The following is a 17,912-nucleotide window of genomic DNA, read 5'->3' on the forward strand; positions in this document are numbered from 1 at the left end:
AGCGATTCAGCCATGGATGCCGTGAGTGTGCGGCCGGACGCCTTCGACGCGGGCGCCGAGATCGCCGCGCTGTCTGCCGGCCGCGAAGGCGTGGGCGCGGTGGCCAGTTTCGTTGGCACGGTACGCGGCGAAGGTGTGCTGGCGATGACCCTTGAGCACTACCCCGGCATGACCGAGCGCGCGCTTCACCGGATCGTCGAGGACGCGCGGACGCGCTGGCCGCTGGCGTCGGTGCGGGTGATCCATCGCGTCGGCCGCTTGCTGCCCGGCGAGGCTATCGTGTTCGTCGGCGTGGCCAGCGCCCACCGTCATGCGGCCTTCGAGGCCTGCGCGTTCATCATGGATTTCCTGAAGACCCGTGCGCCGTTCTGGAAAAAGGAAGAAACCGCGGCCGGCGCGCGCTGGGTGGATGCGCGCGACAGCGACGACACGGCTGCCGCACGCTGGGCCAGTCCCGGCAGCGAAACCTGATCGACCGCAGCGGCCCTGCGCGCCGCAGCAACATGGCTTTGCCAGACAAGGCAGAATGCCGGCTCTGCTGTCCAGGACCCGCCGCATGTGCGGGTGACAGTCCGTCCGAAGGCCGGCACGCGACCGGTTGCAGCGACAACGAGTGAAGCAAAGGAGAACAGATGTCCCTGATCCAGACGGCCCGCCCATGGCGCACACTGGCCCTGGCGAGCGCGCTGGCGCTTGGCCTCGCAGCCTGCAGCAAGCAGGAGGCCGAGACCCCGCAAGTGCAGGCCGATGCCGTGGCGCCGGCGTATGTGGCGCGCGTGATCAACCCCACCTTGTTCAATGGCCTGGTCGAACCGGCCAGCGGGGCACTGCTGGTGTTCGGCAGCGACGGCGCCATCCTGCGCTCGGAAGACGGCCGCAAGTGGGACTTCATGACGACGCCGACGGCGGCTGCATTGGCCCGCATCGAGGCAGACGACAAAGGCAGCGTGCTGGTGGCCGTGGGTGGCAGCGGCACCCTGCTGCGCTCCGAAGACGGTGGCCGCGTATGGGTCGAGCTGGAAGGCATGATGCCGGTGGACCTGCGGGCCCTGGCCTATGACGCCAGCAAGAAGACCTGGCTGGCCGGCGGGCAGAACGGCGTGATCCTGCGTTCCGAGGACGGCGCGAAGTCCTGGCAGGTCATCAATTCCGGCGTGGGCGCCTTCCTGGGCACCCTGTTCGTCGACAAGGAGTCCGGCGTCGTGCTGGCGGCTGGCGAGGATGGCGCGCTGTTGCGTTCCGAGGACGTCGGCAAGACCTGGCAGGTCATCAAGACCAACACCCCGGCCGCGATTACCGGCGTGCTGGCGGTGAAGAAGAGCCTGCTGGCCACGACCTCGGGCGGCGAAGTGCTGCGTTCCGACGACCATGGCAAGACCTGGAAGACCGGGCGCACCGGCTTCGATGGCTACATCACCGATTCCTTCTGGAGCGAGCGGCATGGCGTCGTGGTGCTGGGAACGCACCTGGGCCAGATCATCACCTCGCGTGACAGCGGCAAGACCTGGGCATTGCACGACTCCGGTCGCCGCGCCTACCTGCCGACGATCCGCCAGGACCCGGACAGCGGCGCACTGCTGGTGGTCGGCGATGGCGGCCTGATCCTGCGTTCCGAAGACGGTGCGAAGTCCTGGCAGCAGGTCGGCCTCAACGGCAAGACCAACCTGGAGGCGCTGATCTACGACGCCCGGCGCAAGCAGTACCTGGCAGTGGGCGCCGGTGGCTACATGGTGAGCTCCACGGACGGCGGCAAGACCTGGACGCAGCAGTCGCCCAACATCTCGCAGTACGTGCACGACGTGACGGTGGCGCCGGAGTCGGACGTGCTGGTGGGCGTCGGCTCCGAAGGCTGGCTGATCCGCTCGGAAGACGGCGGCGTGAGCTGGCAGCCGGTGTCCGCCGACCTGGGGCGCGCCACCTATCTGTACGCCATGACCGTCGACCCGCGCACCAAGGCGCTGGTGGCAACCGGGCCGACCGGCATGGTGCTGCGTTCCACCGACCGTGGCCGCAGCTGGAACAAGACTCTGCATACGCCGCTGGAGAAAGGCGATTACTTCCACACCATCGTCGCCGACAAGAAGAACGGCGCACTGGTGGTGCTGGCCGGACCGGGGTCGGTCTACAGCTCGCAGGACGGCGGCATCAACTGGAAACCGGCTGAAGTGTCGACCGAACGCCACCTGTTTGCCGGTGCCGCGTCCGAGAAGCATGGCGTGGTGATGGCGACCGGCAAGCAGGGCGTGGCAGCACGCAGTGCCGATGGCGGCCGCACCTGGAGCATGGTGAGCTCCGGCGTGGAATCGGATCTCTATGGCGCCTGGTCGGACGAGAAGAGCGGGGTGCTCTTCCTGATGGGCGACGAAGGCGTGATCCTGCGTTCCGGGGACGCCGGCAAGACCTGGCAGCGCAGCGCGGTGCCGGTGAACAAGTCGGTGCGCTTCATGATCCGCGACCCCAAGAGCGACACCCTGGTGGCATTTGGCCGCGGTGGCACCATCCTGCGCTCCACCGATACCGGCAAGAACTGGAACGAGATCGCCTCCGGGACCGAGGAGGACCTGCGCCAGCCCCTGCTGGAGCCGGCGACCGGCAACATCGTGGTGGTCGGGCGTGGCGGCGTGATCCTGCGCTCCGAGGACGGCGGGCAGAAGTGGGACGCGCAGTTCAGCCACACCGGCATGCGCTTCAAGACCGCCACCTTCCACCCGAAGAGCGGCGCGTTGATCGCGGTGGGCGAGCGCATCGTGCGGATGGATGCGCTGAAGTAGGAGGGAGGCTTCCGCGCTGGTCGCGCTGTCTCCCGCAAGTGGCTTGCCGTCAGACCATTGATTGCTACAGGCGACTCAGCCAGTCATGCTCCGGATGGCAGGCTTCCAGCGCCGAGACAAGCCACTGGCGTGAGGTGGTATCCAGGGTAGGAGCGGTCAGCTGGAAGTCGTCGACATCATGCTGACGGGGTGTCTTGGCTTTGAACAGCAACACTATCTCCGGGCACAGGTAGGGCAGCCCGCTCGCCGTGTGCCGACCCACTTGAGACAACGGCATGGATATCGCAGGCATCCGGCGAAATATCCAGTTGTCCCCGTCTGATTCGTTCAGCAGTAACTCCAGCGCTACCTCACCACGCTTGCCATGTATTTCGTGGATCGGTGGTAACAAGGACTCGGTGTTGCGCCAAGGTTGGAGTGCGCCTCCAACTACCTTGTGGAGGGACCAGTCCGCAAACAGTCGTTGGATTTCTGGTTGGTCACGGCGTAGCGCGGCGATGTCCAGATCGGCGTGCGCACGGGTCTGGCGGCCAAGGTGCAGGTCGATCGCCCAACCGCCCGCGATCCACCAGGGGCTGCGGTAACCGGACATCGCGTGGCTGTGCGGCGTGATGAGCCAGCCGTTGTCCGCCTTGTGCATGGGCGGGAGTTATCGGGGGCTCATGCCCGATGGCTGGTAATAAACGCTGTCGTCCTGCTGCGGCAGGGTGCAACCGCGGTCCTCGCAGACGACCCCATAGACGAACACCCAGTCGCGAAAGCTCTTCTTGCCCTTGAAGTGGAAGAACTCGTCCGGGAAGTTGTCGATGCGGATCGGCACGTCCTTCGAACGGCTATACACCCCCAGGATGCCGCCATCGGTGGAGCGGATCAGGCCCCAGTCGGTCTTGCCGGTCAGCGGGTCGGGGTAGATCTGGCGCAAGTGGCGGATGGTGTTCGGGAAACGCGGATCCTTCACCAGGTCTTCCAGGCGGCGCGGCGCCGTGGCGGCGTTGCCGATGGGCGTCTTCTCGAAGTAGCTCTTCACCGCCTGTTTGAACTGCAGGCCGACGAACAGCAGTTCCTCCTCGGCGGATCGGCGCTGCACCACGCCGCCGATCTGCACTGTGGCCGCGGCGGCCACGCCGATCAGGGCGAGCATGATCATCAGCCCGACGTACGTGAAGCCGGCAGCACGGGTGGAGCGGTTGCGGAACTTGTGGCTCACGACGACTTACCAGCGGCGGTAGGGAATGCCGTTCAGGCCGATGGCTTGCGAGAGCGAATGCACGTCGTAGACGTCCTCTCCCTCGCGCGGCTCGTCGGCGGAACTGCTGTAGCTGCGCATCCCCCAGGTCTTGGCGTCGGGCACGCTGGGGTCGTCGAAGGTCGGGTCGCGCGGGATGCGGCGCAGGAAGAACAGCTTGCGGCCATTGGAGTTGCGCTGGTCGGTCACGCCCTTGACGAGATCGTCCAGCGTTTTCGGATAACCCGAGGAGCCCACCGTGGTCGCGATGACGCCCTGGTCGGCCGCGGTCTTGTAGGCGTCCAGCGCGCCGCGGATCTCGCGTAGCGCCTGGCGCATCTGCTGTTCCTTCTGGCGCTGGATGGACACCTGGGCGATCGGCACGGAAATGCTCGCCAGCAGCCCGAGGATGGCCAGGGTGATGAGCAATTCGATCAGGGTAAAACCTAGGTAACGCCGTTGCATGGGCAAGAGTCCCGCAGGCTCGGAAAACGAGGTTGCGAGTGTAGTTCAATGCCTCCGGAAGGTGATGACGCACAGCACACAGCAATCCCTTGCCTGGCGGGGCTTTCCGGGGTGGATTGACAAAATTCAATCTAATCAATAAGATGCGACCCGTCATCAAGTGCGGCTTGCCCGAAGCGGCACTTGCTTTTTGCAGTTTCCAACGGCTCGCCCGGCAATTGTGGAGTCGAGCCCACCGTCCCTGACAGGAGCGGAAACCCACCCGGCATATGCGGGTGAACCGCCGCCTGCCACGTCCCCCGGCATGCTGCCAGGGTGTCGCCGCGATCGAGCGGGGCGGTCTGTACAGGAGTTCGCAATGACCGGATTCGTACGCATCGCGCGCTATGCGCGCTACGTCGGAACCTTCTTCGTCCACTTCGTCCATGGTGGATTCGTCGCGGCAGGTGTCATCGTGCTGGCACTTGTCACCATGCAGGTATCGCGTCACGGCATGGCTGGTCTGAGCCTGGACCACTTTGCGCCCGGCCGCGCCATCGTCTCGGAAGAAGAAAGCGGGGGCGACGACGTGCTGGCGGTGTCCGGCTCGCAACTCAGCCCGGACCTGATGCGCGTCGCCCAGCACATCGCCCGCAAGTACAAGGTGTCCACGGCCGCACTAGAGCCCATCGTCATCGAGGCGCAGCGCGTCGGCCACACCCACAAGATCGATCCGCTGCTGATCCTGGCGATCACCAGCATCGAGTCCAGCTTCAATCCGCTGGCCGAAAGCCCGTTCGGGGCGCAGGGCCTGATGCAGATCGTGCCGCGCTTCCACATGGACAAGATCAGCACGGACCGCGGCGGCTTGGCGCTGTTCGACCCGGCGGAGAACATCCGCGTCGGCACCCTGGTGCTGAAGGAGTACATGCGCACCACCGGTTCGCTGGAAGCCGCGCTGCAGCAGTACGGCGGCGCGTCGGAAGACGCCTCCATGTCCTACTCCACCAAGGTGCTGGGCGAGATGCAGCGCCTGCAGGCCGTGCGCCAGACCGGCGCGGCCAAGACCACGACGGCGGCTGCCTCCGGCAAGACCGTCGTCGCGCTCAGATCACCCGGCTGATCCGCTCCAGCGCCTGCGCGATGCGTGCCACGTCGGTGGTGTAGGCGATGCGCAGGTAGCGGTGGGCCTCCCGGCTCACGAAGTCCAGCCCCGGCGTCGTGGCAACCCCGGCTTCTTTCAGCAGGCGATGGGCCAGCCGGGTGCTGTCGTCCGTCCTGGCCGAGACATCCGTCCACACGTAGAAGGCCCCGGAAGGTCTGGCGGCGACGCTCAGCCCGAGCGACTCCAGCCCGCTCACCAGCACGTTGCGGCGTTCGGCCAGGGTCTGCCGCCGTTGCTCCAGCTCCCGCAGATTGTCATCGTCGAAAGCCGCCAGCGCCGCCACCTGCGCGGGGGTGGAGGCAGCGATGAAGTAGTGCTGGGCGAGCATTTCGGCCTGACGCTCCACGCCCGGCGGGACGACCAGCCAGCCCAGCCGCCAGCCGGTCATGCCGAAGTACTTCGAGAAGCTGTTCACCACGAAGCAGTCCTGGCGCCGCGTCAGCACCGTGGTCGCCGGCGCGTCGTAGACGAGCCCCTGGTAGATCTCGTCGACGATCAGCGCGGCACCCAGCCCGGCAGCGGTATCTGCCAGCGCATCCAGGTCGGCGGGCATCAGCACCGCGCCGGTCGGGTTGGCTGGCGAGGCCACGATGAGACCGCGGGTGCCTTCGCCCCAGGCCGCGCGCAACAGCGCTGGCGTGGGCTGGAAGCCGGTCGTGGCGTCGACATGCAGGGGCAGGGCGCGCCCGTTGAAGGCAGCCACCAGCTCGCGGTTGCAGGGGTAGCCGGGATCGGTCAGCAGCCAGCCGTCGCCGGGCTCGGTCAACAAGGCCAGCGCGAGCATCAGCGCGCCGGATGCTCCGGCCGTGACGATAATGCGGGAGGGTTCGACGTGTGCGTCGAAAGTCTGCAGATACCACTGTGCGATGGCCTCGCGCAGCGCGGGCAGGCCGGCGGCCGGGGTGTAGCGCACCTGTCCGCCGGCCAGGCCGGCCTGCGCGGCCGCCAGCACTGCGCGTGGCGTTGGGAAGTCCGGTTCGCCGACTTCCATATGGATGACGTCGTGACCGGCGCGTTCCAGTTGCTGGGCACGCGCCAGCAGTTCCATGACGTGGAAGGGCGCCACGAGCCGGGCTCGCGTGGAAAGGCGGGGCGGGTGCAACGACATGCGCGATGACGAATGAGCAGGTTTCGAGCGCGCCATATTGGCAGAACTACCTAGCAGGGGCCACGCCGCGGGGCCGTAGAATGCGCTGCAGCATGTGTTGCACCCGCACTGGAGATTCGCAATGGATGAGGCGATCCGCGCCGCCGCCCTGGACTATCACGCCAACCCGCGCCCCGGGAAGATTTCGGTCACGCCCACCAAGGCGCTGACCAACCAGCGCGACCTGTCGCTGGCCTACTCGCCCGGCGTCGCCGCCGCCTGCGATGCCATCGTCAATGATCCCAACGAAGCCAGCCGCCTGACGGCACGCGCCAATCTCATCGGCGTGGTGACCAATGGCACAGCGGTGCTGGGGCTCGGTGCCATCGGCCCGCTGGCTGCCAAGCCGGTGATGGAAGGCAAGGGCGTGCTGTTCAAGAAGTTTGCCGGTATCGATGTCTTCGACATCGAGCTGGCCGAGCGCGACCCGGACAAGCTGATCGACATGATCGCCGCGCTGGAGCCCACCTTCGGCGGCATCAACCTGGAAGACATCAAGGCGCCGGAGTGCTTCTACATCGAAGCCAAACTGCGCGAGCGGATGAAGATCCCGGTCTTCCATGACGACCAGCACGGCACGGCCATCGTGGTCGGTGCGGCGGTACTCAACGGCCTGCACCTGATCGGCAAACCCTTGTCCGGGGTGAAGCTGGTGACCTCCGGCGCCGGCGCTGCGGCACTGGCCTGCCTCGATCTGCTGGTGATGCTCGGGGTGAAGGTCGAGAACATCTGGGTCACCGACATCAAGGGCGTGGTGTATGAAGGCCGGGTCGAAGAGATGGACCCGTTGAAGGCGCGCTACGCCAAGCCGACCGCGGCCCGTACGCTGGGCGAGGTGATCGAGGGCGCCGACGTATTCCTCGGCCTGTCCGCAGGCGGTGTGCTGAAGCCGGAGATGGTGGCGAAGATGGCCGCCAGGCCGCTGATCCTGGCGCTGGCCAATCCGACGCCCGAGATCCTGCCGGACGAGGTGCGCAAGGTGCGCGACGACGCGATCATCGCCACCGGCCGCTCCGACTACGCCAACCAGGTGAACAACGTCCTGTGCTTCCCCTTCATCTTCCGGGGCGCGCTGGACGTGGGCGCCACCACCATCAACGACGAGATGAAGCTGGCAGCGGTGCGTGCCATTGCCGACCTTGCGCGTGCCGAGGCGAGCGACGTGGTGGCCCAGGCCTACGGTGCCGAAGTGACGGCGTTCGGCTCCGACTACATCATTCCCAAGCCCTTCGACCCGCGCCTGATCGTGAAGATCGCGCCGGCGGTGGCGTCCGCTGCGGTCGAGTCCGGCGTGGCCACGCGTCCGATCAAGGACTGGGACGCCTACGTGCAGTCCCTCAACAATTTCGTGTGGCAATCCGGCCTGCTGATGAAGCCGGTGTTCACCGCGGCCAAGCGCTCACCGAAACGCATCATCTTCGCCGAGGGCGAGTCGGAGCGGGTGCTGCGAGCCGTCCAGACCGTGGTGGACGAGGGTCTGGCCAGGCCGATCCTGATCGGCCGGCCGGACGTCATCAAGCTGTACATCGAGCGTTTCGGCCTGCGCCTGATCCCCGATGTCGACTTCGAGATGGTCAACCAGGACTCCGATCCGCGTTATCGCGAGCTCTGGAGTGCCTACCACCGCCTGATGGAGCGTCGTGGCGTGTCGGTGGAGTACGCCAAGCGCGAGGTGCGTCGCCGCTCCACGCTGATCGGTGCGCTGCTGCTGAAGTTCGGCTACGCCGACGGGATGATCTGCGGCACCTATGGCTTCCACAACCAGCATCTGAAGCTGGTGGAGAACGTGCTGGGGCGCCGCGCCGGCGTCGGCAATTACTACGCGATGAACCTGCTGGTGCTGCCCGGCCGCGTGCTTTGCCTGTGCGACACCTATGTGAACTACGACCCGACTGCCGAGCAGATCTTCGAAATGACCTGCCTGGCGTCCGAAGAGCTGCGTCGTTTCGGCATCCAGCCCAAGGTGGCCTTGCTGTCTCATTCGAGCTTCGGCACCGAGGACTCTCCGACCGCTGCGAAGATGCGCCAGGCTCTCAAATGGCTGCACGAACGCCGGCCGGATATCGAGGTGGAAGGCGAAATGCACGGCGATGCCGCGCTCGACCCCGCGCTGCGCCTGCAGCTCTTCCCCAACGCCCACATGCGCGAAGCGGCCAACCTGCTGGTATTTCCGACGCTGGACGCGGCGAACATCGCCTTCAACCTGCTGAAGACCGCTTCGGGCGATGGCATGACCATCGGGCCGATCCTGCTCGGCTCCGCCAAGCCCGTGCATATCCTGACGCCAACGGCTACCGTCCGCCGCATCGTCAACATGACCGCCTTGACCGTGGTCGACGCGGCCCAGAACTTCAGGAGCTGAATGTGCCGCAAGCCCCGGCGGCCTGAAAGGCGCCGGGGTGGTGACGGCCGTACTCAAGGCTGCTAGGGTTCCGCCGCTAAACAAGTCATTGGTTTTTCGGGAGCGGCAGATGCCTCAGGGGCGGGCGGCGTTGGTATTGACCGGTGGGGGCGCCCGCGCTGCTTACCAGGTAGGGGTGTTGGCCGCGATCCGCGAGATCTGGGGCCGGCGCCAGGACAACCCTTTCCCGATCATCTGCGGCACCTCGGCAGGCGCCGTCAATGCTGCGGCGCTGGCCTGCTACGCCGACAACTTCAACGAAGCGACCCGGCGGCTGATCTGGATCTGGCGCAATTTCACGGTACACAAGGTGTATCGCGGGGACGCGCTGGCGGTCATGAAGTCCGTCGTGCTGTGGGCGAGCTCCCTGCTGTTCGGCTGGCTGTTCCGGCGCAGCCCGCGTTCGTTGCTGGACAACGACCCGCTGCGTGAGCTCCTCAAGCACTACCTGGATTTCGACCAGATTGCCCACAACATCGACACCGGCAAGCTGTATGCCGTGAGCGTGACCTGCTCGGGCTATTCCACTGGCGAAAGCCTCAGCTTCTTTGAATCCGTGCCGGGCGTGCCCGCCTGGCGCCGCGCCCAGCGGGTGGGGCTGCGTGCCAAGCTGACCGTCGAGCATCTGATGGCGTCCAGCGCGATTCCCTTCGTTTTCCCCGCGATCAAGATCCACCGGGAGTACTTCGGCGACGGATCCATGCGTCAGCTGGCGCCGATCAGCCCGGCCGTGCATCTGGGCGCCGACCGCGTGTTGGTCATCGGCAATGGCCGCACCCAGGGCGAGACCCGCCGCGTGCGTTCCGACCGCTATCCCTCGCCGGCACAGATTGCCGGGCACGCGCTGTCGAGCATCTTCCTCGACAGCCTGTCGGTGGACCTGGAGCGGCTGACCCGCATCAACGAAACCTGGGGCCGCATCGCGCCCGAGGTGAGAGAGGCAGCCGGGGTTGGCCTGAAGCCGATCGAGGCGCTGGTCATTTCGCCCAGTGAGCGGCTGGATTTCATCGCCGCAAAGCACGCCTACAGCCTCCCGTGGATGCTGCGGACCGTGCTGCGCGGTACCGGCGCCTACGGTCGGTCAGGGTCGGTCATCCTGAGCTATCTGCTTTTCGAGAAGCCGTATACGAGGGAGTTGATGGACCTCGGTTACAAGGACGCGATGGCCCGCCGTGACGAGATCGTCCGCTTCCTGCGCCTGGAGCAGCCGGAACCGGCTGGCGAACCAGAGCGCGAATTGTCAGAAAGCGCTTGAAATTCGAGCGCTATGTTATTAATTTGCATGTAATGTTGCTAGAATCATTGCATACCAATAAAACTGGTATGCGGATGTACTGCAGCCTTCCCGAATCATGAGGAACCCCAATTGAAGCTGTGCGCAAAACACATGGTCGCTGCCGTTCTGGCAACCATCGCAGTTCTGGTGTTGAGCCCGGCCCCTGCGGAGGCGGCACAACGTAGTACAACCGCCAAGAAATCTGCGCGCGTCGTCGCAGTCAAGCGACAGCCGGCCAAGAAGCCCGCGCGACGTGCAGCCCCGGCACCCGCCCGCAAGGTCGTCGCCAAGGCGCCGGAACCCGAATTCGATCGCGAAGGCAACCCGCTCCTGCGCTCTTCTGCCTTCCTGGTGCAGGACCTGAATTCCGGCGAAGTGATCCTGGAGAAGAACTCCGCCGCAGTCCTACCGATTGCCTCCATCACCAAGCTGATGACCGCCATGGTGGTGCTGGATGCGCACTTGGGCCTGGATGAGCAACTGGTCATCAGCGAAGAGGATCTGGACCGCCTCAAGGGCACGGGTTCCCGCTTGGGTGTGGGTACGACGCTGTCGCGTGAGGACATGTTGCGTCTGGCCTTGATGTCGTCGGAGAACCGCGCCGCTTCCGCGCTGGGGCGCCATTATCCGGGCGGCCAGGCGGCCTTTGTCGAGGCGATGAACCACAAGGCGCATGCGCTTGGCCTGCACGACACCCGCTTCTACGACAGCATCGGGCTGAACAAGGGCAACGTGTCGTCGGCCCGCGATCTCGCCCAGATGGTGTCTGCCGCCTCGCACTATCCGCTGATTCGCGAGTTCTCCACGATGTCGGACTACGCGGTGAGCGTGCGCGGACGGGCCCAGCAATTCCGCAACACCAATTCGCTGGTGGCCAGCCCGGACTGGCAGATCGGCGTCTCCAAGACCGGTTTCATCAACGAGTCCGGCAAGTGTCTGGTCATGCAGGCCTGGATGGGCAACAAGCCGGTCGCGATCGTGCTGCTGGATTCCTGGGGGCGCTATACCCGTATCGGCGATGCCCAGCGTGTCCGCAAGTGGGTCGAGGCGATCCTGCCGATGCGCAACTGACGCGTAGCTGAGTCAAAAGACAAGGGCCGCGAGAGCGGCCCTTGTCTTTTCCGTGATGCCCCGGTTCAAGGCGTCGATACGTAGCCGATTGCCCGCGATATTTCTTCCGCTGTCTGGCGGATCACCGGCGCCCAGTCCGGGTTGAAGCGTTCGCTGGGCGTCGACAGCGACAATCCTGCTACCAGTGCGCCGCTGTCGTCCCGGATGCCCGCCGCGATGCAGCGCACGCCGATCTCGACCTCTTCGATGTCGTAAGCAACATGGTGGCGACGAACGCGCTCTATTTCCCGTTCCAGGTTGCGGATGTCGGTAATGGAGGCGGGAGTGCTGCCGGGCAGACCGGTGCGCTTCGCGTAATCGTGGGCTTTCTTGATGCCGTCCTCGGCAAGGAAGAGCTTGCCGGTTGCGGTGGTGTGGAGGGCTGCCCGCGCGCCGACGATATGTACGACACGCACTGCGGAGCGGCCGCTGGACGTCCGCTCCACATAAACAATCTCGTCACCGTCGCGGATGCCAAGATTCACGCTCTCGCCGGTGGTTGTATGCAGGCGCAACATTGCCGGCATGGCTACCTCGCGCACCGAAATGCGCGACTTGACCAGATTGCCGAGCTCCAGCAGGCGGATTCCGAGACGGTAGGAGCCTTGGTCGCCACGTTCGACGAACCCGGCGGTGGTCAGTGCCGCCAGGATGCGATGAGTCGTGGACGGATGTAGCCCGGTATCCAGCGCCAGTTGCTTGAGCGTGGCGTCATCGGTACGGGTGGCCAGCGCGTCGATCAGGCTCATCATGCGGTCGATGACCTGGATGGAAGCCTTGTCCTTGACTTCTACGGCGTCTGGAGATGCGGGCATGTCAGGCATGGCCGCATCTTACTCGATACAACAGCATTTCGTAATGTGAAATGCTCCGCGGGCTGCTTCAGCCGAAGGTGCGGCGGGGGTAGTTGCGCAGGGTCTGCCACAGGCCAGCGACGACGACGAGGGCGAAGAACAGGATCGCCCAGTTGGCCAGCGACAGGCCGAGGAAAGTCCAGTCGATCTTGCTGCAGTCTCCGTCGCCGTTGAAGATCATCGGCAGGGCTTGGCCCAGCGGGAAGGAATTGACCATGTAGGCGAGATCAGGCCCGCACATGACCTCTTCGGACGGGAAGCGCTGCAGCCAGCTCTGGCGGATGGCTATGCCGATCCCGGTCAGCGCGGTGATGACGAGCAAAGTGCCATAGAACCGGCGTCCGCCACTGCCCGGATGGTGCAAGGCTGCAATCAGCGCAATCAAGCCGCAGGCGATGAAGGCATAGCGTTGCATGATGCACATGGGGCATGGATGGAGGCCCGCCACATGCTGGAGGATCAGGCCCGCCACGATGAGGCCTGCGCAGAACAGGAAGATCAAAAAGAAGGCTAGACGCGGTGAGGTTCTGGCGAGCATGGCAAGAGGTGTGGTGGAGGCTGGAGGATTCGAGCGAAGGGATTCTACAGGCAGCGCCCGTCAAGGCTTTCGCGTTGCATCAAGTCAGGACGGCCCTCGCTTCGCGCGCAAGGGGCTGATTTACTGCGCTGCGGCGGCGTGCTACAATCTTTCGGATTCGCTGGCCCTTGCCTGTTTGGAAGGAAGCAGACCGGAATTGGTTCTCTCTCCGGTGGCCGGCACCGTCTGGTGGGTTGGGAAGATGGGCGTTGCGCCCATTTTTTATTTGTGGCGCCGAAATGAACATCGCGGAAATCGTTGAGCAAGCCGTGGCAGGTCTGGGTTATGAACTCGTGGATACTGAGTTGTCGCCCAAGGGCCGTTTGCTGCGCGTGTTCATCGACATCGAGCGCGGTATCCACGTTGAAGATTGCGTGGCGGTGAGCAACCAGTTGCAGCGGATTTTCGAGGTCGAGGGCGTGGACTATGACCGGCTCGAGGTTTCATCGCCCGGTCTGGATCGGCCGCTGAAGAAGATAGCCGATTTCGAGCGTTTCACGGGTCAGCAGGCGCAGGTTCGTCTGCATGTGCCGGTGGGTAACCAACGTAACTTCGTTGGCCGTCTGGATGGTCTCCGCGACGGGCAGGTGGTGTTGAACACCGACAAGGGCGAACTGGTGTTCGCCCTCGATCAGATAGAGAAGGCTCGGCTTGTGCCGCAGTTTTGACGAGCCATTGATGAATTTGGATTGCGGGAGAGTGGAGCGATGAGCCGCGAAGTGCTGCTGCTTGTGGATGCGTTGGCGCGTGAGAAGAATGTAGCCAAGGATGTCGTGTTTACGGCTCTTGAGCTGGCTTTGGCTTCGGCCACGAAAAAGCGTGTGCATGACGATGCTGACGTCCGTGTCGCCATCGACCGCGAAACAGGTGAGTACGAAGCCTTCCGTCGCTGGTTGGTGATGCTCGATGCCGAAGTGGAGAACGACGAAGCCCAGATGGGCATCATCGATGCACGCGAGCAGTTCCCCGATATCGAACTTGGTGAATACATCGAGGATCCGGTGGAAGTCGTCGATTTCGGGCGCATCGGCGCGCAGGCGGCCAAGCAGGTCATCCTCCAGAAGATCCGTGACGCCGAGCGCGAACAGATCCTCAATGACTTCCTGGAGCGTGGCGAGCACCTCGTGACCGGCAGCGTGAAGCGTATCGAGCGTGGCAATGCCATCGTCGAGGCCGGTCGCCTGGAAGCCGTGCTGCCGCGCGACCAGCAGATCCCGAAAGAAAACCTGCGCGTGGGCGACCGTGTGCGTGCCTACCTGCTGCGCATCGATCGCGCTGCCCGCGGCCCGCAACTCATCCTGTCGCGCAGTGCGCCGGATTTCATCTCCAAGCTTTTCGAACTGGAAGTGCCCGAGATCGAAGACGGTCTGCTGGAGATCAAGGCTGCCGCACGCGATGCTGGCCTGCGCGCCAAGATTGCCGTGAAATCGAATGATCCGCGCGTGGATCCGATCGGTACGTGCGTGGGCCTGCGTGGCTCCCGTGTCACCGCCGTGCGCAACGAACTGGGTGGCGAAAACGTCGACATCGTGTTGTGGTCGACTGACCCCGCGCAGTTCGTCATCAACGCCCTGGCGCCGGCCGAGGTCAGCTCCATCGTCGTCGATGAAGAGGCCCACAGCATGGACGTCGTGGTCGACGAAGCGAACCTCGCGATGGCGATCGGTCGTGGCGGCCAGAACGTCAAGCTGGCGTCGGAACTGACCGGCTGGAACATCAACCTGATGACGGTCGAGGATGCCGCCAGCAAGAGCGAGGAAGAGCAAGGTCGCCTGCGTTCGCTGTTCTGCGAGAAGCTGGATGTGGACGAAGAGGTCGCCGACATCCTGATCGAGGAGGGCTTCTCCTCGCTGGAGGAAGTGGCCTACGTGCCGCTCGCCGAGATGCTGGAAATCGAGGCCTTCGACGAAGACACGGTCAACGAACTGCGCACCCGTGCGCGTAACGTCTTGCTGACCGAAGCGATCGTCAATGAAGAGCAGCTCGAAGGCGTGGCCGAAGACCTGCTGACGCTGGAAGGCATGGACAAGACGCTGGCTGCGAAGCTGGCCCAGTCCGGCGTGAAGACGCGGGACGACCTCGCTGATCTGGCTGTTGACGAGCTGGTCGAAATGGGTGGGCTGGATGAAGCCCGCGCCAAGGATCTGATTACCAAGGCGCGCGCGCACTGGTTCGAGTAAAGGGGAACGCAGCACATGGCCCACATGAATGTGGTGGAGTTCGCTTCTGAACTGAAAATGCCCGCTCCGGTACTGCTTGAGCAGTTCCAGAAGGCTGGTGTCGCCAAGAGCGCACCGACCGACCCGGTAAGTGAGGCCGACAAGGCCAAGCTGCTGGAGTATCTGCGCCGCTCGCATGGCGAGACCACGCCCAAGTCCAAGATCACGCTGACCCGCAAGCAAACTTCAGAGATCCGCGCTGCGGACTCGACGGGCAAGTCGCGCACGATCCAGGTCGAAGTGCGCAAGAAGCGCGTTTTCGTCAAGCGCGACGAAGTCGAAGCTGCGACGGAAGAAGTGTCGGCCCTGCAGGAAGAGTTGATCGTGCCGCCGGTCCCCGAGCCCGTCGTGGAGGTTGCTCCCCCGGTGCCGGAACCCGAGCCGGAACCCGTCGTGGCAGAAGAAGTGCCTGTCGTGGAGCCGGAACCCGAGCCGGTGATCGAGGTGGTTGTTGAGCCCGAGCCGCAGGTTGAAGAGCCTGCGCCGGTTGCGGAGGTTGCACCGGTCCCCCAGATGAGTGCGCGCGAACGCGATGCCAAGCGCCAGACCGACCTGCTTGCTCGCCAGGCAGCAGACCTGAAGGAAAAGCAGGCTCGCGAGGCTGCTCGCAAGGTCGCGGAAGAAGCCCGCAAGGCGGCCGAGGAAGCTGCTGCGGCGCTGGAGAAAGCCAAGGCCGAGGCTGCTGCGCGCAGCGAAGGCGAACGCAAGACCTCGGGCACCCTGCACAAGCCTGCCAAGGCTGACGACAAGAGCGGCGGAGCCAAAAAGCCCGCGGCACCGGCCAAGAGTGGCTGGCAGGATGACGCCGCGAAGCGCCGCACGATCAAGACGCGCGGCGATGCCAGCGGCGGCGGTGCCGGCTGGCGTGGCGGCAAGGCGGGCGGCCGTCATGGCGGTCGCCACCAGGAACAGGCAAGTACCTTCCAGGCGCCGACCGAGCCGGTGGTGCGCGATGTACACGTGCCGGAGACCATTACCGTCTCCGATCTGGCCCACAAGATGTCCGTCAAGGCCACTGAAGTCATCAAGAAGATGATGATGCTTGGCCAGATGGTCACCATCAACCAGGTGCTGGACCAGGAAACGGCGATGATCGTCGTCGAGGAAATGGGCCACAAGGCGCTGGCTGCGAAGCTGGATGACCCGGAAGCCTTCCTGGACCTCGGCGAAGAGCACAAGGACGTTGCACCGGAGCCGCGTGCCCCGGTGGTGACCGTCATGGGCCACGTCGACCACGGCAAGACCTCGCTGCTGGACTACATCCGTCGCGCCAAGGTGGCGGCGGGCGAAGCCGGCGGCATTACGCAGCACATCGGCGCCTACCACGTCGAAACCGGTCGCGGCATGATCACCTTCCTCGACACCCCGGGTCACGAGGCCTTCACGGCGATGCGTGCCCGCGGCGCGAAGGCGACCGACCTGGTGATCCTGGTCGTGGCGGCCGACGACGGCGTCATGCCGCAGACGAAGGAAGCCATCCACCACGCGAAGGCGGCTGAAGTGCCGATCATCGTGGCGGTGAACAAGATCGATAAGCCGGAAGCCAACCCGGAGCGCGTGAAGCAGGAACTGGTGACCGAAGGCGTGGTGCCGGAAGAGTACGGTGGTGACGCCATGTTCATGCCGGTTTCCGCCAAGACCGGCGCCGGTATCGATGCGCTGCTCGAAGGCATCCTGCTGCAAGCGGAAGTGCTGGAACTGACCGCACCGATCGAAGCGCCGGCCAAGGGCCTGATCATCGAAGCACGTCTCGACAAGGGGCGTGGTCCGGTGGCGACGATGCTGGTGCAGAGCGGTACGCTGCGCCGTGGTGACGTGGTGCTGGCCGGTGCGACCTTCGGTCGTGTCCGTGCCATGCTCGACGAGAACGGCAAGCAGATCAACGAGGCAGGTCCGTCGATTCCGGTCGAGATCCTGGGCTTGTCCGATGTGCCGGCCGCAGGTGACGAAGTCATGGGCCTGGCAGACGAGCGCCGCGCCCGCGAGATCGCGCTGTTCCGCCAGGGCAAGTTCCGCGATGTGAAGCTGGCGAAGCAGCAGGCCGCCAAGCTCGAGAACATGTTCGAGCAGATGAAGGAAGGCGAGGTCAAGTCGCTGCCCCTCATCGTCAAAGCCGACGTGCAGGGTTCGCAGGAAGCATTGGTGCATGCGCTGGCCAAACTTTCGACCGACGAAGTCCGGGTCAACGTCATCCACGGTGCCGTGGGCGCGATCACCGAGTCCGACGTCAACCTCGCGCAGGCTTCCAAGGCGGTCATCATCGGCTTCAATACCCGTGCCGATGCCAACGCCCGCAAGCTGGCCGAGAGCTTCGATGTCGACATCCGCTACTACAACATCATCTACGACGCCGTGGATGAGGTGAAGCAGGCGCTGTCGGGCATGCTGTCGCCGGAAAAGCGCGAGCAGGTCATCGGTACCGTGGAAATCCGCCAGGTGTTCGTGATTTCGAAGGTGGGCACGATTGCCGGCTGCTACGTGCTGGATGGCGTGGTGCGCCGCAACTCCCGCGTGCGGGTGCTGCGCGACAATGTGGTGCTCCACGACGGCGAGCTGGATTCGCTCAAGCGCTTCAAGGACGACGTCAAGGAAGTCAAATCCAACTTCGAGTGCGGCCTGTCGATCAAGAATTTCAACGACATCGCCGAAGGCGACCAACTGGAAGTGTACGAGATCCAGGAAATCGCCCGTACGCTCTGAGCACCGGGCAAGGCAACAACAAC

At 64.6% G+C, this 17,912-nt stretch carries 15 protein-coding genes; 9 read left to right on the top strand and 6 right to left on the bottom strand.

All coding sequences use genetic code 11. From position 1 onward, the window contains the following. Nucleotides 1-12 precede the first annotated feature (12 nt). Nucleotides 13-471: a molybdopterin synthase catalytic subunit MoaE gene (gene moaE / locus VVD47_RS00590; RefSeq protein ID WP_327601457.1), complete on the top strand. Its 459-nt coding sequence runs from the start codon at nucleotides 13-15 to the stop codon at nucleotides 469-471. A gap of 161 nt (nucleotides 472-632) precedes the next feature. After that, nucleotides 633-2,771, top strand: a complete 2,139-nt coding sequence (locus VVD47_RS00595) for a WD40/YVTN/BNR-like repeat-containing protein (protein WP_327601458.1) — start codon at nucleotides 633-635, stop codon at nucleotides 2,769-2,771. A gap of 64 nt (nucleotides 2,772-2,835) precedes the next feature. On the opposite strand, the gene VVD47_RS00600 is transcribed toward VVD47_RS00595, so the two are convergent. Genes VVD47_RS00600 through VVD47_RS00610 form a run of 3 tightly spaced genes read right to left on the bottom strand, consistent with a single transcriptional unit; the run spans nucleotide 2,836 to nucleotide 4,461 of the window. Further along, nucleotides 2,836-3,411 (bottom strand): nucleotidyltransferase domain-containing protein, encoded by a 576-nt coding sequence (locus VVD47_RS00600; protein ID WP_327601459.1) that lies wholly within the window; start codon nucleotides 3,409-3,411, stop codon nucleotides 2,836-2,838. A 9-nt stretch (nucleotides 3,412-3,420) separates the two neighbouring features. Continuing rightward, complete coding sequence (locus VVD47_RS00605; protein ID WP_327601460.1) at nucleotides 3,421-3,978, bottom strand: type II secretion system protein; 558 nt, start codon at nucleotides 3,976-3,978, stop codon at nucleotides 3,421-3,423. Nucleotides 3,979-3,984: 6 nt separating this feature from the next. Next, nucleotides 3,985-4,461, bottom strand: coding sequence for a type II secretion system protein (locus tag VVD47_RS00610; RefSeq protein ID WP_327601461.1), 477 nt, complete (start codon nucleotides 4,459-4,461; stop codon nucleotides 3,985-3,987). A gap of 358 nt (nucleotides 4,462-4,819) precedes the next feature. On the opposite strand from VVD47_RS00610, the gene VVD47_RS00615 reads away from it, so the two are divergent. Then, entirely contained in the window at nucleotides 4,820-5,563 is a 744-nt protein-coding gene (locus VVD47_RS00615; protein WP_327601462.1) for a transglycosylase SLT domain-containing protein, read from the top strand. Here the strand turns inward: VVD47_RS00615 and VVD47_RS00620 are convergent. After that, complete coding sequence (locus VVD47_RS00620; protein ID WP_327601463.1) at nucleotides 5,547-6,713, bottom strand: aminotransferase class I/II-fold pyridoxal phosphate-dependent enzyme; 1,167 nt, start codon at nucleotides 6,711-6,713, stop codon at nucleotides 5,547-5,549. The two genes, VVD47_RS00615 and VVD47_RS00620, sit on opposite strands and share 17 nt — an antisense overlap. Nucleotides 6,714-6,834: 121 nt before the next feature. Here VVD47_RS00620 and VVD47_RS00625 point away from each other — a divergent pair, with 121 nt between their 5' ends. The 3 genes from VVD47_RS00625 (at nucleotide 6,835) to pbpG (ending at nucleotide 11,500) form a co-directional block, all read left to right on the top strand. Further along, nucleotides 6,835-9,114 (top strand): NADP-dependent malic enzyme, encoded by a 2,280-nt coding sequence (locus VVD47_RS00625; RefSeq protein WP_327601464.1) that lies wholly within the window; start codon nucleotides 6,835-6,837, stop codon nucleotides 9,112-9,114. 109 nt (nucleotides 9,115-9,223) lie between these two features. Further along, a complete protein-coding gene (locus tag VVD47_RS00630) occupies nucleotides 9,224-10,408 on the top strand; it encodes a patatin-like phospholipase family protein (protein WP_327601465.1) in 1,185 nt (394 codons plus the stop codon). Nucleotides 10,409-10,540: 132 nt separating this feature from the next. Further along, the gene (pbpG, locus tag VVD47_RS00635) at nucleotides 10,541-11,500 is read left to right on the top strand and encodes a D-alanyl-D-alanine endopeptidase (protein ID WP_327601466.1); all 960 of its coding nucleotides are present in this window, start codon (nucleotides 10,541-10,543) and stop codon (nucleotides 11,498-11,500) included. A 65-nt stretch (nucleotides 11,501-11,565) separates the two neighbouring features. On the opposite strand, the gene VVD47_RS00640 is transcribed toward pbpG, so the two are convergent. Together VVD47_RS00640 and VVD47_RS00645 are read right to left on the bottom strand one after the other, a co-directional pair. Continuing rightward, a complete protein-coding gene (locus VVD47_RS00640; RefSeq protein WP_327603160.1) occupies nucleotides 11,566-12,354 on the bottom strand; it encodes an IclR family transcriptional regulator in 789 nt (262 codons plus the stop codon). A 67-nt stretch (nucleotides 12,355-12,421) separates the two neighbouring features. Further along, nucleotides 12,422-12,931 (bottom strand): disulfide bond formation protein B, encoded by a 510-nt coding sequence (locus VVD47_RS00645; RefSeq protein ID WP_327601467.1) that lies wholly within the window; start codon nucleotides 12,929-12,931, stop codon nucleotides 12,422-12,424. A gap of 278 nt (nucleotides 12,932-13,209) precedes the next feature. On the opposite strand from VVD47_RS00645, the gene rimP reads away from it, so the two are divergent. Genes rimP through infB form a run of 3 tightly spaced genes read left to right on the top strand, consistent with a single transcriptional unit; the run spans nucleotide 13,210 to nucleotide 17,889 of the window. Then, nucleotides 13,210-13,638, top strand: coding sequence for a ribosome maturation factor RimP (gene rimP / locus VVD47_RS00650; protein ID WP_327601468.1), 429 nt, complete (start codon nucleotides 13,210-13,212; stop codon nucleotides 13,636-13,638). Nucleotides 13,639-13,677: 39 nt separating this feature from the next. Continuing rightward, a complete protein-coding gene (gene nusA, locus VVD47_RS00655; protein ID WP_327601469.1) occupies nucleotides 13,678-15,150 on the top strand; it encodes a transcription termination factor NusA in 1,473 nt (490 codons plus the stop codon). A gap of 15 nt (nucleotides 15,151-15,165) precedes the next feature. Then, nucleotides 15,166-17,889, top strand: coding sequence for a translation initiation factor IF-2 (gene infB / locus VVD47_RS00660; RefSeq protein ID WP_327601470.1), 2,724 nt, complete (start codon nucleotides 15,166-15,168; stop codon nucleotides 17,887-17,889). Nucleotides 17,890-17,912: the final 23 nt, after the last annotated feature.

It is taken from the genome of Uliginosibacterium sp. H1 (assembly GCF_036017065.1).
Classification (GTDB): domain Bacteria; phylum Pseudomonadota; class Gammaproteobacteria; order Burkholderiales; family Rhodocyclaceae; genus Uliginosibacterium.

Excerpts from the sequence above, each read along its gene's own strand:
- moaE (WP_327601457.1), top strand. The coding sequence starts at position 13 with ATGGATGCCGTGAGTGTGCGGCCGGACGCCTTCGACGCGGGCGCCGAG.
- VVD47_RS00595 (WP_327601458.1), top strand. The coding sequence starts at position 633 with ATGTCCCTGATCCAGACGGCCCGCCCATGGCGCACACTGGCCCTGGCG.
- VVD47_RS00600 (WP_327601459.1), bottom strand. The coding sequence starts at position 3,411 with ATGCACAAGGCGGACAACGGCTGGCTCATCACGCCGCACAGCCACGCG.
- VVD47_RS00610 (WP_327601461.1), bottom strand. The coding sequence starts at position 4,461 with ATGCAACGGCGTTACCTAGGTTTTACCCTGATCGAATTGCTCATCACC.
- VVD47_RS00615 (WP_327601462.1), top strand. The coding sequence starts at position 4,820 with ATGACCGGATTCGTACGCATCGCGCGCTATGCGCGCTACGTCGGAACC.
- VVD47_RS00620 (WP_327601463.1), bottom strand. The coding sequence starts at position 6,713 with ATGTCGTTGCACCCGCCCCGCCTTTCCACGCGAGCCCGGCTCGTGGCG.
- VVD47_RS00625 (WP_327601464.1), top strand. The coding sequence starts at position 6,835 with ATGGATGAGGCGATCCGCGCCGCCGCCCTGGACTATCACGCCAACCCG.
- VVD47_RS00630 (WP_327601465.1), top strand. The coding sequence starts at position 9,224 with ATGCCTCAGGGGCGGGCGGCGTTGGTATTGACCGGTGGGGGCGCCCGC.
- pbpG (WP_327601466.1), top strand. The coding sequence starts at position 10,541 with ATGGTCGCTGCCGTTCTGGCAACCATCGCAGTTCTGGTGTTGAGCCCG.
- VVD47_RS00640 (WP_327603160.1), bottom strand. The coding sequence starts at position 12,354 with ATGCCCGCATCTCCAGACGCCGTAGAAGTCAAGGACAAGGCTTCCATC.
- VVD47_RS00645 (WP_327601467.1), bottom strand. The coding sequence starts at position 12,931 with ATGCTCGCCAGAACCTCACCGCGTCTAGCCTTCTTTTTGATCTTCCTG.
- rimP (WP_327601468.1), top strand. The coding sequence starts at position 13,210 with ATGAACATCGCGGAAATCGTTGAGCAAGCCGTGGCAGGTCTGGGTTAT.
- nusA (WP_327601469.1), top strand. The coding sequence starts at position 13,678 with ATGAGCCGCGAAGTGCTGCTGCTTGTGGATGCGTTGGCGCGTGAGAAG.
- infB (WP_327601470.1), top strand. The coding sequence starts at position 15,166 with ATGGCCCACATGAATGTGGTGGAGTTCGCTTCTGAACTGAAAATGCCC.